Below are 13,182 nucleotides of genomic sequence, written 5' to 3' on the forward strand. Positions count from 1 at the left end.
AGCACCCCCGCTCACGAGACCGCTCACGGCGGCGCCAAGGACGACAAAATGTTGGAGGCCGACGCGCTCACGGCGCTAGCCGACGCGGTGCGCGAGGGCAAGACCCAGCGTCAGATCGCGGCGCTCACCGGGTGGTCGACCGGCTGGGTCGCGAAGCGCGTGAGCGAGCTGAACGAGGTGGCGGCATGAGCACCCCCACGGAAACCGCGGCAGCGACCCTGGCCGCTCAGCACGCCGAAGTGAAAGCGGAGATCGCCCGCACCGACACCAAGTCGGGGTTACTCCTGGCGTTCGTCGGCGCCATCGTGGCCGGCGCCTGGAGCGTCGCCCGGGACCTGCCGCCGACCCTGCCCGCGTACCTGACGGGCGGCCTTGGACTCGCGGCCCTGATCGCCGCCGCCGGGCAGCTGCTCGGCTCCGTCCGCCCCGGCCTGGTCGGCGGCCACGGCTTCCCGCTGTGGGCGACCCTCACCCCTCAGCAGATCACCGCCATGGCAGAGACCCGCGACCTGGGCGACTCCATCGCCGGGCTCAGCCGCCTCGCCCTCACGAAGTACACCCGCCTGACCCGCGCCATCGACCTGACCCGCGCGGGAGGCCTCCTGCTCGTCCTCGCCGTCCTGATCGCCCTCGGAGGTGCCGCATGACCACCACCCACATCGTCACCAGCCACGGCAGCGACTTCTACCGAGGCCAAATGCGGACCGCCATGCTCACCGACCGATTCATCAAGCCGACCGAGTACGCACGGTGGGCGGACGCGCGTCGACGCTTCGAGCACCGGCAGAAGGACCGGGACCTGGTGGCCCGCCTCCGCCAGTCCATCCCCCGCGACGGACTGCGCGAGCCGATCATCCTCGGAGTCAGCGACCGCTATCCCGACGTGTACGTGGCCGATGGCCACCACCGGGCCGTCGCCCTCATGGGGCTGGGCGTCCCCACCTTCCCGTTCCACTGGTACTGGATCAGGAGCGTCGGGGTCCGCATGGAGAACGCCCCGTTCCCGTTCCACCTGCTCAACCGCAAGTAGCTCTCGAAAGGACACTCCGATGCCCACCATTGGCCGCCACACCGACCGACAGGGACGCTCGACCGGGGAGCGCGTCACCGCGGTGCCCCGGGCGGGTCGCCCCCTCACCGACACCGAGCACACCGCCGCTACCCGCCTGCTGGACGCCCTGCTGGACGCGGCCGCTGAGCACGGGGTGACCCTGGACGACCTGGACCACGTGGTCGACCTCCCCGGCGCCTGCCGGGACGTCACCCGCCGCTGACCGCACGAAGAAGCCCCGCCGGATCATCCGGCGGGGCTTCCTACGGTCCATCAAGTCACAGGGGCCCCACGGGTCCTGTGCGTGCCGGGGGCAACGCCCGGCACGCGAAGTGGCAGGATCATCCCCAGCAATGCGAAACGGCCCGGGCGTAGGACCCCGGACCGCTTCTGACGTCCGCCCGGCTACCAACCAAGGGACTCGTCTGTGTCCAGCGTAAGGGACGCTTCGTCGTCTGCAACACCCACCACCCCGCGCGCCGTGGGTGGTCCCCGCTGTCACTGTGGGACGCCAATCACCCGCATCCAGGGCAAACGCCCGCGCGTGTACTGCTCTGAAGCATGCAAAAAGCGGGCAAAGCGCGCGATTGCGCGTGGCGAGGCCCTGCTCACCCCCGGCCGGTCGAGCGGCACCTCCGGCACCAAAAAGGGACGCGGCCTTGGTACTACCGCGAAAACTACGGACATGCAGGTCAGCGGCCTGCGCGCGCGTCCCTTTTTGGCCGTGGCCCCGAAAACCGAGACCGGAGTCACCGGCGGTACGCAGAGTCCGGACGGTGCGAGTCGGTCCCCCCAAACCGAGCGGTTCAGCGGCGGCAAGCCGGGCGCGACGCCGGAGACCGGTACGGACACGGCCGCCCGCGACGCGAGCTTCCTCCTCCGGGAGGCCCTGCGCCCGCTGTCCGGCCTCCAGCGCCTGGAGGACTGCGGGCTCTCGGTCCTCGCGGGCGGCGTCACGCCCGTGATCCGCAACGGGCGGGCGGGTTTCGCGGGGGTCGTCACCTGCGGTTCGGTCCACGTTTGCCCCTGCTGCTCCACCTCGATCCGCCGCGTACGGCAGGACGAGTTGGAGCAGGTCGGGGAGTTCTGGGAATGCCAGTCCTGCGGCCTCGTGATGATGACGCTCACCATGCGCCACTACCGCCGTGACCCGCTGAAGGATCTGGTGGAGAAGCAGCGCGAGGCATGGAAGCGGGGCTTCGGCCAGAACGCAGGGCGGGCCTGGCGCGAGGCAAAGGCGGTGTACGGGATCCGAGGCTTCGTCCGGGCCTGGGAGGTCACCCACGGCTCGAACGGCTGGCACGCTCACTACCACGTGCTCCTGTTCCTGGCCCGCCCCCTGGCGGCCGGTCAGGTCCAGGAACTCCAGCACCTCGCGTTCGAGGTGTGGTCCACCGCGCTCGTCAAGGCCGGGGCCCGCATGCCGGTCGAGATCAGCGAGAAGGACGGCAAGCCCGTTGCCGTACGGATTGACGCTCCCGACCGGGGCGAATCCGGGAAGCTCGCCCGCTACCTGATGAAGGGCCAGGATGGGAAGACCCGCTGGGGCGTCGCGCACGAGCTGACCCGGCAGGACGTCAAGCAGGGCCAGGGCGGGCACCGCACCCCGTTCGAACTCGCCCGCGCCGCCACCGCCGAGGGCGCCGAACCGCTCGACGTCCAGCTCTGGCGCGAGTTCGTCGAGGCCGCCGTCGGCATCCGCGCCCTGTACTGGTCCAACGGACTGCGCGCGCTTCTGAAGGAGATGGGCTTCGAGCTGGACGACCGCGCCGACGGCAAGGTCGCCTCCGACGAGGCATCCGCCGGCACTCCGCTTGCTCGGATCCCCGCCGCGACCTGGTACCGCTACATCGCCCGGCGGCCGGGGCGCCCCCTGGCCCTGCTCCACGCAGCCGAGAAGGGCGGAGTGACCGCTGTCCGCGCCCTGATCGAGAGCTGGGGCCTCACCTGGGGACTCGACGTCCAGGAGCCCGACGTCTTCGAGGCCGGGACCGTGCCCACCGCTGACGAGGTGCTCCAGAGCATTGAGCGCGAGACGCTCGCCGCTCGAATGAAGGTCTGGCGCGACGAGTTCGATCGCCAGGATCGCGAGCGCCGCGCCAGCCAGATCGTCCGCCAGGCTCCCGGAGCCTGGGAGGCCCGCAAGGACGCCCAGGCCGCCGCCGACGCCGCCCGCCAGGCCGACGGACCCGAGAACTTCCTCAGCCACCTTCACCGCCGCCGCCGCGAAGCTCTGGCGACCGCCGCGCGGTGACCTCGTTCGCCCGCTCACAGTTGGAAGTACGGAGCCCCGTACTTCCCTGTCACCTCACCCGGAAGGCACACCTGATGACCGACGCCCCCGTCTACGTTCTGATCCGCCCCGACGGCACCGCCCAGTGGGGACAGCGCATCGGCCGGGCTGAGGAGGAGCTTGGCCCCCACGGCATCGGCCGCGGCTTCCTCACCGACGGCTCGCGCCTGCGGCTCGCCATGTCCGACTGCGCGTTGCTTCTCCGTGAGGAGTACGCGCCCAACCCGTACGCCGCCCAGGTCCTCGCCGGAGTCGCCGGGGTGCCCGCCGACACGGCCCCCGAGACCCGGGGCCCGGTGATCCTGTTCGGTTGGGATCCGATGAACGAGTGGGACAGCACCCGGCCTTTCACCGCCGACGAGCGCGACACCATCACGGCCGCGCTCGTCGCCGCCGGGTGCGCGACCGAAGCGGCCACCAGCTGACCGGTGGTCGCCAGGGGCAGCCGACGCAAGCGCCGGCACTCGGAGCCCAGGGGCTCCGAGGAGCAGGTGAGCCGGAGCAGTTGACCGACCGCAGACCGAACAGGCTGAGATTGCGGACGAGTCGAGCACCTGACCCGCCGACCCGACCGAAATCTCAGCAGCGAGGTATGCCGGTGCGCTTCGCTTACCGGCACCTCGCCCCACGGCGCGCTGCGCTTGCCGGGGGAGGACCGCCCCTGAAGGGGGCGGTCGGTCGGCCCGAGGGGGCCGACCAGCGGCCCGTGGCCGACCGCCCTTGCGGGCGCCCGACACGGCCGCGCCGCCGACGTCGGCGGCCCGCGACACGGTCCGCGACACAGGGACACAGCCCGCGGCATGGACCGCGACACGGTCCGGGTGGGGGGCGGACGAGGCCGGGTGGTACGACTGGTGACCGGTCGCCAATTGGCGACCGGTCACGGTCGAGGGGGAACGGATGGCACGGGGGACACCGGGCTCCAAGCGCGAACACACGGTCTCGGTGCGGCTCAACGACGACGAGCGGACGCGCTGGGACGAGGCGCGCTCGACGTCCGGCCGCCGCGAACTGGGCGCGTGGGTCCGGGCGGTCGTCGAGGACGTCCTCGACGACCAGGTCGATGGCGCCGCCCCGGGCGCGGAGAAAAGGCCGGCCCCGCTCGACCCGGTGACCCAGGCCGCGTACGACGAGCTCGTCCGGATCGGCGCGAACCTCAACCAGCTCGTCCGCTACACCCACCAGGATGCCCGGCTCCACCCCGCAGTCGAAGCGGCCCTGTTCGAGGTCGGCAACGCGGCCCTCGCGCTGAGGGGCATCGAGGTCATGGGCACCGCGGACCCCGAGTGATCGCCAATATCACCAAGGGCCGCAAGGCGGTCGGGGCGCTCATCTACGACTTCGGGCCCGGCCGCCGTGACGAGCACATCAACCCGCGGATCGTCGCGGGGAACGTCACTGGAACCCCGCTCCAGGTCGCCCGTGCGATCGACCACACCGCCCGCCGGCGCCCCGAGATCACCGCCCCGATCTGGCGCTGCTCGCTCTCGCTGCCCGACGAGGACGGCATCCTCCCCGATGCCCAGTGGTCCGCCATCGCCACGGCGTTTATCACGGGCATGGGGTTCGCCGACGCCCCGTGGGTCGCGGTCCGCCACGGTGACGACCACATCCACCTCACCGTCTCCCGCGTCGACTGGGGCGGGCAGCTGCTCACGGACCGATGGGACTACCGCCGCGCACGCGAGGCCGCCGACCGCCTGGAGGAAGAGCACGGCCTGGTCCGCGCCGCCGACCGCTTCCGGCCCGAGGGCCCACAGGTCCGCAACAACGAGCTGGAGGCGTCGAACCGGCGCCGCGGCCCGGACGCCGCCGTGCCGCCCGAGCGCGAGGAGCTGCGCCGTCTGGTCCGCGAAGTGCGCGACGCCAGCCGCGGACTTGGCCGCGATGCCTTCGAGTCCGGGCTGGAGGACGCCGGGGTGTCCTTCCGCGCGAACGTGGCGTCCACGGGCCGGATGAACGGCTACAGCTTCAGCCTGCCGAACTGGACCGACGCCACCGGCGAACAGGTCTGGGTGCCCGCATCCAAGGTCGCCCGCGATCTGCGGTGGGCCCAGCTCAAGACCGTGGTGGGAGAGCTCCCGCCGGACACGCTCGCTCCCCGCGCGGCCGCGGCCGCCGCGACGTCGCCGACGTCGAGCCGTGTCGACAATGTCCACCAGGACGACGTCGCCGAATTCGTCGACCAGGCCGTCGAGATGCTGCGCCAGGGCCGGATCGAGCGCGGCACCGCCCTACCCGAGGACCACCCCGCACTCAGCAGCGACCCAGCCGCCCGGATCCTCGCCCAGTGGAAGGCGAAGACCGCCGGGCAGGAAGTGCCGGCGGAAGCACTGCCGACACCTCGGTCGGTCCCGGCCTGGACCGACAAGAGCCGCCGCCCGTACGGGAGGCTCGCCACCGACGCGATCCCCCGCGAGATCAAGAAGGCCCGCCGCCAGGCCGCCACCTGGCAGGCCGCCGCCGAGACCGCGCTGAGCAACGCACGCTCCTGGGACGGCCAGGCGACCGGCGCAGTCACCGGTACCCGGGTCCGCGACCTCCACCAGCTCCGCGCCAAGGTCGCTGCAGCCGAGCCGCACATCGCCGCCGAGGTCGCCGCCCGCAACGAGGCCCGCAACGCCGACACCGCCACCGACGCCGCCCGCAAGATCTGGCGGACAGCCGACCGACTCAAGGCCCTTGGGCGGCTGGAGCTGTGGCGGGAAGGCACCAGCCGCAAGGCCGAGGAGAAGAAGGCCGCCACCGCCAGCGCGGCGATCCACGCGTACGTCGAGCAAGCCCAACAGGCCCGCAGCCGGGCAGCCGACGCCGCCCGCGCCGCCCGCGAGGCATCCGGCCTGCCCAACGCCGAGGCCGACGCCAAGAGGTTGGGGGAGCAGTGGCCGCGGCTCCTGGCGGAAGCCCAGCGCGGCGACCAGGACGAAGGCCGCGCCCGCCGCGACGCCGAGCAGGCCCGCGCCCAGGATCTTGCCCAGAAGATCAGAGGAGCCGAGGCCCGCGTCGGGCAGCTCGGTGCCGAGGCCGAGTTGCGCCGCACGATGCCCGAGGGCCAGCGCAAAGCGGAGGGCCGTGCTCGTCGTGACGCCGCCCTGCAGAAAGTGCCGGCCTCCCGTCGGCGCAAGGCCAGCCCGGCAGGAGAGCAGCCCGCGCACCTGCGCCGCCGCGGGCCGAGTGCGGGCGGAGGACCAAGAGTCGGCCGCTGACCACCGGTGGTCGCTGGGGGGCTTCGCCACCCCCCGGACCCCCGCTTAGGTCGGCATCCCCCGGCGCGCTACGGCATCGTCGTGGCGGGCACCGGTCGCGCCGGGGGACACCGCCCCCGAAGTCCCGGTGCCGGGCCCGAGAGTCCGCCGGCCTTTTCGGTCGGGCACGGCCAGGCGCTCGTCGACGTCGCCCAGGAGCTCGTCGTGCCCGGCTCGTTCGGCGGGCAGAAGCCGCGGGCCCGGGGTCGTCGTGGTGGTCCTGGTGCTCGTCGTCGGACCGGTGCCGAGCGGACGTCGTGCAGTGCTCATGAGTTGAGTCTGAGGCTCCCGCCACTCGCGTGTGCACGCGTGCACGGGCACGCGTGCACACGTTGGGAGGCGCCGATGGGTCGTGATGTGTCTTGAACGGGGTCTAGCGGCCCCGGAGGAACGGAAAGTTCTGGCCCCACCCTCCGAACGGGCGGACGACCGTTCACCCGAGCCCCTGACGGCCTCTTCTCGCTGGCTGCGCTTGTGCGCGGACCACCCACCGGCCCGGCACTCGAACGCCTGGCGGAGCCACTTCTCACCGTTCTGGTGGGGCCGGAACTACCCGTCGCGGACAGTCGTGATGCATAGGTGTGAGGAATCTGGTCGAGCGCTCAGGCCGTCACAGTGACGGCTTGCCGGATCGCTCAGGCCGTCACAGTGACGGCTAGGGTCGCGGGCATGAGCAGCAATGAACTTCCGGCCCAGCGGCAGGCCGGTGTGGAGTACCGGTCGTGCGAGTGGTGCGGAGAGGCGGTCAGCCAGCTCGGCTCCCGGTCGCCGCGCTTGTACTGCAAGCGCAGCCATCGGCAGCGGGCGTTCGAGGCTCGCCGCCTGGGGCAGCCGATGCAGCGCGACCGCGACCAGGTCCCGCCCGCGGTTCAGGCCCCGGTTGTCGTCGACGTCGTGCCCGATCCGCCGGCCGCGCCGTCGAACCTGCCGCTGTGGGAGGACGACATAGCGCTCCGGCTCGCCCGGTACGGGATCGGCACCGACGGCCAGGATCTTCCCGCAGGCGACTGACACGGTCCGACACGGCTCGGCACGCAGGCCGACACAGTCGACACGGCCGCGGGGGCTCCCGGCACGGGATGACGTAACGACACGCTCCTCAGGGGTCACGCGCCTGCACCGAAGCCTTCGGCGACTCCCGCCGGTCCCGGCCCGATCGCGGCAGCAGCTGCCCCCCGCCCGCCCATCCCCGGTGCCGCAGGGCCGCGTACGCGCCCGTCGTCCGTGACGGCGGCGGTACGGCGACCGACCCCGTGATCGCCCCGCAGACGGCCGTGAGACGCCCCGCGACCCCGCCCCTCTCGCCGCTAGCCGTCTTTTTCACCCCCCACGCTCGTCGCAGTCGCGTGGGGGTAGGCCACGGAGGATTACGGACCTTGGGCGGCCCTGACAGCGGGCACGAAGAAGCCCCCGCCGAGGATCCGGCGGGGGCTTGACGTCGGGGCGGTCACTGCGGCTGGAGTGGCAGTCGGTCGTAGACGAGTTCAAGTCGGTCTGCCGCTCCTGTGATGCGTACGACCTCGATGGGGCGGCCCGTCTGATCCCGGGTCACGCGCTCGACGAGCAGGACGGGCACCGTCGCGCTGATGGAGAGCGCCGCGGTTTCGGCGGGGCTCGGCACCCATGCGGTCACCCGCTCGTCGGCCTCGGTCGGGCGCAGGCCAGCGCCCGCCATCGCGCCGAGGATGCCACCGACGATCTTGCCCGGCTTGTCGAGCCCGGCCGCGGTCGCGATGTCGAGCGGGTACCACGCGGACTGGATCTGCACGACTTCCTTGTCGATGGTGGCCTGGCGGCTCCGGCGGACGACCTGGTCACCCTCGGCGATGTCGAGTGCGGCAGCGATGTCGGCCGGGGCTTCGAGGGTCTCGGGCGGGAGCACGGTCATCCCCCCGGCGAGCCCCTGGGCGGCGGTGGCGCTCTCCCACGGGCCCTTCGTCCCGCCGGGGGTGAGCACGCTCCCGTACCGGCTGAGCGGTACCCGGATGCGCCGCCGGTCGCGGACGACTGTGCCGTGCCCGCGACTGGAGGTGACGTACCCCTCCGCCGCGAGGGTCTGGTACGCCCGGTGCACGGTGGCCCCGGACCCTTCACCGGCTGCGACCTGAGCCCTGATGTGGGGGAGCTCCGTCCCCGGGGCGTACTCCCCTCTGTCGATCTGAGCTGCGATTTTGTCGGCGAGTGCGCGCCACTTCGGTGCGGCCACGGTGACCATCCCCTCTCTCTCCTCTGCCATCAGTAGACCACAGTTCTAGAACTGTTGACAGGTCCCCATTGGCCCGTCATAGTCGTTGCCAGACAGTCGCAGTGCTAGAACTGCGGCGGCTCAATTGGCGATGGAGGCCACCAGATGGCACGCAACAGCAGCAGCGACCAGGCCCGCGCGTTCGCTCGGCAGCAGGCGGACCGGCCGTTCACGCCGCCGCCCCGCAGGGGTGGCAGTGTCCCCAGCGGCAAGGGTGCGAAGTTCGCGTCGGACGCGGCGGGAGCGGCCGGCGCTTTCGTCGGGGCGGCGGCGGGCGGGTTCGTCCCGCCGATCAACGTCACGGTGAACAACAAGACCGCGGCCCCGGCCCCGGCACAGGGCCAGAACCGTGGTGGCGGCAAGTCGCACTTCCTGCTGGGTGACCCGGACTTCGACAACACCGAGGACGTGCGGGCCTACTGCAACGCGGTCCGGGCGCTGATGGCGCAGGTGTCCATCGAGCTGGCGATGGCCGGGAAGATCCTGGAGGCCCGCCTGGCTCAGGCGCAGACGCTCCCGGACGACAACCCGATCCAGGCCCGGCTGAGGGCGGCGAAGGTCGGCCGGAAGTTCAAGAAGGCGGCGGACGGTTCGATCGCCGCCGCGCGGTCGGCGATGGGCGCGTACGGGGCGTTCACCCGCGAGTACGCCGACCTGATGAACCCGCGCCCGCAGCGCACGTCCGCCAAGCCGTTCCAGTTCTGACAAGGGGGGTCTGATCATGAGCAGCGACATCGAGAGGCAGCAGGAAGACCGCCTCAACTCGGGCTCGTCCACCTCCGGGATGGGCGCCTGGCTGTGGCACCGGGCCAAGCCCTACACGCCGCCGTGGATCGTCACGGGCGTGGTCGGTGCGACGGGCGCCGGGGCCCACGAGCTGTGGGGCAACTCGCCCTGGCCGGGGGTCGGTCTGACCCTGGCGTCGGTCGGGCTGACGGCCGCGACCTGGTGGGCGGGCAAGTCCACCGGGCAACAGCGCCGCCTCCACTCCGCCATCACCGTGGCGGCCGGGTCGAGCTGGTTCACCGCCGCCGCCCTGTCCGGCCCGTTCACCGGCCCGCTGCCCGACCTGTTCCTGATGGGCGGCGCGAGCCTCGCCCTGACCTGGAACATCCGCCAGGTCATGCGGTCCAGCGCTACCGAGAGCACCGGCTCCGACGCGGACAAGGGCCTTCTGGAGAAGGTCGGCCTGGCCCGGACCAAGCTCAAGAACGTGAAGGTCGAGCCGAACAAGGTCGTCGTCCCGTACGAGCTGCCTGCCGGTGAGCTGACGAACGACGACGTGGCCAAGGCGATTCCTCAGATCGCGTCGGCGCTGGACGTGCCGACTACTGCGATCCGGGTGCAGCACGACCCCGACAGCGCGCGGAAGGGAACGTTCGTGATCGTCCCCGAGGACCAGTTGAAGACGCCGACGATCTGGCCCGGTCCGTTCGCCCCCGGGCAGTCGATCGAGGTGCCGCTGCGGCTGGGTGTCTACGACGACGGGTCCGACCTGGTGCTGCCGCTGCTGGACGCGATCCACCTGCTGGTCATGGGGATGACCGGCTCGGGGAAGACCGAGGGCGCGCTCGACATCCTGCTGGAGGTCCTGACCCGCTGCGACATCAACGTGTGGCTGGCGGACGCGGCCAAGAGCGGCCAGGACTTCCAGCCGCTGCTGCCCGGCCTCGACTGGGCCGCGCTGGACACGGCGTCGGCCGGGGCGATGGTAGCGGCCGTCCAGGCCGTCATCCCCGCCCGCACCGCGTGGCTGCGTGACCACGGCTACCGGGCGTGGGAGCCCGCGGCCGCCAAGAAGCAGACCAGCCCCGCGCACTCCTGCGCGTCGTCCGGAGCCTGCGGCTGCCCCGGGATGGCCTACCTGCTCGCCTGGTTCGAGGAGGCGGCCAAGCTCCTGCGTGAGCTGGGCGAGGACACGTTCACCGGCATCGCCCAGGAAGCCCGGTCCGCCGGTGTCTCGCTGGTCATCTCGATGCAGAGGGCCTCCGGCTACCAGCTCTCCACCGACACCCGCGCCTCGCTCCCGGCGGCAATGTGCTTCGGGGTCAAGGGCGATGACGCGGCGTTCGCCCTTCCCGAGGAGGTGCTGGATGCGGGCGCCGCCCCGGCCGCGTGGGGCAACAAGCGCAAGGGCTACGTGTACTTGGTGAGCGCCGGGGTCGACGAAGACCTGTACGCGAACCCGGCCCGGACGTTCTGGACCGGTCCCCCGGCCGAGGGCACCTACGAGCGGATGGCCCGCTACGTCGTCGAGCAGTTCGCCTCCGTGCGGCCCGAGCTGGACCCGGTGACGGCGGCCGCCGCGGCGAAGGTCGCGGGCAAGCTGTTCGTCGACCGTGCCGCCCGCGCGGCCGGCGCCCCGGCGGCCCCGGCTCCGCAGGAGGTCGCCGAGCACGACCTGGTCGACGACGAGGACGCCGACTTCGACGTGTCGGCCGAGATCCCCCCGGCCGAGACCAACACCTCGATCCCGCCGGGGAAGAAGCCCGGGACCGAGGAGGCCCGCGCGCTCCTCGACGAGATGATCCGCATGCTCGCCTCGATCGGGCCCGGCACCGTCGCCGTCCACCAGGTCAACCCGTACCTCGCGAAGATCGGCCGGGACCGCTCCTGGGTCTCCCGGGAGATGAAGCGGCTGTCCGAGGAGGGCCGCCTCGCCGCGACCGGCGAGCAGGGCGTCTACCGCCTCGTCCCGGCCCTCGCCGGAGTCTGACGCGGCCCCGCACACCCTGCACAGCCGCACAGCGCGAATCCCCACGTCACGCGGCCTGTGAATCGGGCCGCACACCCCCTTGCACAGCCCCGCACAGCTCGACCGCACAGCCCCCGCACACCGAACGGTGACGGACCGCCCCGCAGGTATCGGGGCGGTCCGCCTGACAGCCACGGAGGTAACCCGTGACCATCGACCCGAAGCATCTCACTGATTCCGAGGCGTCTGCCGAAGCCGCCCGGCTGATCGCCGAGGCGTACCGGCCGGAAGTGCCGGCCACTCCGACGTACTTCCGCGACACCACTCCGGTCCCCGTCATCGGGACCACTCCGCCCGTCCTGCAGCCGGACTCCCGGATCGTCCCCCAGTGGGCCGCCGGGGTCGCTGTCGCCTCCATCGGCGTCGGCGCCGGGGTCACCGGACTCGGGTGCGGCGCCTGGCTCATCCTCCAGGGCCTCGCTTCCGTGACCCTGACCGGCGTCCTCGCCAGCACCCTCCCGTTCGCCGGGATCGCCGCCGCCGCGACCGCCATCGGCTCCGCCTTCGCCCGCGCCCGGTCGGCGTCGACCACGAACGTCTACAAGGGCACGGTCGTCCAGCGCACCGAGGTCAGCGCGACCGCCCGCGGCTTCCTCTCCCGCGCGAAGGCGGGGCGGTGACCGTGCAGCTCACCACGCAGGCCCAGGTCGACCAGGCGGAGAAGGTGCTCCGCCTCAGCTGGGTCATCGTCTTCGGCGTCATCCTCTTCAGCGTCTTCACCGTCACGCCGCTCGTCGAAGCCAGCACCCCGGAGGGCTGGCAGTGGTCGGCCCCGATTCTGCCGCTCGTCGTCGACGTCGCCGTCGTCATCTCGATCCGCGTCGACGCCATCGTCGCCCGGCTCGGTGGATCCACGAGCGGCTGGCCCGTTGTCCTGCGGGTGCTCACGGGCGGGGCGTCGGTGCTCCTCAACGTGGGGCACTCCGCACTCGGCGGTGACTGGGTCGGGGTCGGTGTGCACACCGCCGCGCCGGTCGTGCTCATCGTCGTGGCCGAGGCGTCGCTCAAGTGGCGCCGGGAGATCGCGGCGGCCACCGCCCGCATCGAGCGTGAGCAGGCCGAGGAGCGGGCGGCCAGGAAGCGTGAGCGCGAGGCTGAGCAGGAGCGCTCACGAGCCGAGCGGGAAGCGGTCCGCGCGGCCGAGGAGCGGCAACGGGAGCAGGAGCGAGCTGACCGCCAGCGCGAGCGTGAGCAGGCCGCCGAGCAGGCGCGGGCCGACCGTGAGCACGCTGCCCAGCTCGCCCGCGACGAGCGGGAGCACGCTGCCCAGGTCGAGCGGGAGCGCGAGGAGCGGGCCGACGCCCGCGCCACCGCCGAGCGCGAGGCAATCGCACGTCAGAAGCAGGAAGAGGCCGACCGAGCCGACCGTGAGCGCAAGGCCAAGGCGGCGGCCGACAAGGCGGTGGCCGAACGCCGGGCCGCCGCCGAGCGGCCAAAGCCCCCGGCGCCCGTGGCGGCGGCCGTGAGTACCCCCCGTCCGACCGTGAGCGCCACCGTGAGCACCCCCGCTCACGAGACCGCTCACGGCGGCGCCAAGGACGACAAAATGTTGGAGGCCGACGCGCTCACGGCGCTAGCCGACGCGGTGCGCGA

Annotated in this window: 14 protein-coding genes and 1 pseudogene; 13 read left to right on the forward strand and 2 right to left on the reverse strand. The window is 72.4% G+C overall.

Annotation, left to right across the window (positions count from 1 at the left end):
• The 8 genes and pseudogenes from ACWCQ6_RS32680 to ACWCQ6_RS32715 all read left to right on the forward strand — a co-directional run.
• A pseudogene (locus ACWCQ6_RS32680) lies at positions 1–189 on the forward strand (hypothetical protein); the annotation flags it as partial.
• Entirely contained in the window at positions 186–647 is a 462-nt protein-coding gene (locus tag ACWCQ6_RS32685) for a Pycsar system effector family protein (protein WP_451095427.1), read from the forward strand. The pseudogene ACWCQ6_RS32680 and the gene ACWCQ6_RS32685, both read left to right, overlap by 4 nt.
• Complete coding sequence (locus ACWCQ6_RS32690) at positions 644–1,030, forward strand: hypothetical protein (RefSeq protein WP_451095429.1); 387 nt, start codon at positions 644–646, stop codon at positions 1,028–1,030. Before ACWCQ6_RS32685 ends, ACWCQ6_RS32690 begins: the two co-directional genes overlap by 4 nt.
• A gap of 19 nt (positions 1,031–1,049) precedes the next feature.
• Positions 1,050–1,274, forward strand: a complete 225-nt coding sequence (locus tag ACWCQ6_RS32695; protein WP_451095431.1) for a hypothetical protein — start codon at positions 1,050–1,052, stop codon at positions 1,272–1,274.
• Between the two features lie 501 nt (positions 1,275–1,775).
• Positions 1,776–3,305 (forward strand): protein rep, encoded by a 1,530-nt coding sequence (locus tag ACWCQ6_RS32700; RefSeq protein ID WP_451095433.1) that lies wholly within the window; start codon positions 1,776–1,778, stop codon positions 3,303–3,305.
• 74 nt (positions 3,306–3,379) lie between these two features.
• Positions 3,380–3,769: a hypothetical protein gene (locus tag ACWCQ6_RS32705; RefSeq protein WP_451095435.1), complete on the forward strand. Its 390-nt coding sequence runs from the start codon at positions 3,380–3,382 to the stop codon at positions 3,767–3,769.
• Positions 3,770–4,244: 475 nt separating this feature from the next.
• Positions 4,245–4,634, forward strand: coding sequence for a hypothetical protein (locus ACWCQ6_RS32710; protein WP_451095437.1), 390 nt, complete (start codon positions 4,245–4,247; stop codon positions 4,632–4,634).
• On the forward strand, positions 4,631–6,550 hold the full coding sequence (locus ACWCQ6_RS32715; protein ID WP_451095439.1) for a relaxase/mobilization nuclease domain-containing protein: 1,920 nt from the start codon (positions 4,631–4,633) through the stop codon (positions 6,548–6,550). The genes ACWCQ6_RS32710 and ACWCQ6_RS32715 overlap by 4 nt, the downstream gene beginning before the upstream one ends.
• Before the next feature lie 45 nt (positions 6,551–6,595).
• Here the strand turns inward: ACWCQ6_RS32715 and ACWCQ6_RS32720 are convergent, their stop codons facing one another.
• Entirely contained in the window at positions 6,596–6,859 is a 264-nt protein-coding gene (locus ACWCQ6_RS32720) for a hypothetical protein (RefSeq protein WP_451095441.1), read from the reverse strand.
• A gap of 399 nt (positions 6,860–7,258) precedes the next feature.
• On the opposite strand from ACWCQ6_RS32720, the gene ACWCQ6_RS32725 reads away from it, so the two are divergent.
• On the forward strand, positions 7,259–7,600 hold the full coding sequence (locus tag ACWCQ6_RS32725) for a hypothetical protein (protein WP_451095443.1): 342 nt from the start codon (positions 7,259–7,261) through the stop codon (positions 7,598–7,600).
• A 436-nt stretch (positions 7,601–8,036) separates the two neighbouring features.
• Here the strand turns inward: ACWCQ6_RS32725 and ACWCQ6_RS32730 are convergent, their stop codons facing one another.
• A complete protein-coding gene (locus ACWCQ6_RS32730; RefSeq protein ID WP_451095445.1) occupies positions 8,037–8,825 on the reverse strand; it encodes a GntR family transcriptional regulator in 789 nt (262 codons plus the stop codon).
• Between the two features lie 114 nt (positions 8,826–8,939).
• On the opposite strand from ACWCQ6_RS32730, the gene traA reads away from it, so the two are divergent.
• The 4 genes from traA to ACWCQ6_RS32750 all read left to right on the forward strand — a co-directional run.
• On the forward strand, positions 8,940–9,539 hold the full coding sequence (gene traA, locus ACWCQ6_RS32735) for a plasmid transfer protein TraA (RefSeq protein WP_451095447.1): 600 nt from the start codon (positions 8,940–8,942) through the stop codon (positions 9,537–9,539).
• 16 nt (positions 9,540–9,555) lie between these two features.
• The gene (traB, locus tag ACWCQ6_RS32740) at positions 9,556–11,550 is read left to right on the forward strand and encodes a plasmid transfer protein TraB (protein WP_451095449.1); all 1,995 of its coding nucleotides are present in this window, start codon (positions 9,556–9,558) and stop codon (positions 11,548–11,550) included.
• A 185-nt stretch (positions 11,551–11,735) separates the two neighbouring features.
• Positions 11,736–12,209 carry a hypothetical protein gene (locus ACWCQ6_RS32745; RefSeq protein ID WP_451095451.1) on the forward strand — a complete coding sequence of 158 codons (474 nt, stop codon included), beginning with the start codon at positions 11,736–11,738 and terminating at the stop codon, positions 12,207–12,209.
• Positions 12,206–13,182 (forward strand): DUF2637 domain-containing protein (locus ACWCQ6_RS32750; protein ID WP_451095453.1); only part of this gene is annotated, 977 nt, incomplete at its 3' end. The genes ACWCQ6_RS32745 and ACWCQ6_RS32750, both read left to right, overlap by 4 nt.

Source organism: Streptomyces sp. NPDC001880 (assembly GCF_053594575.1).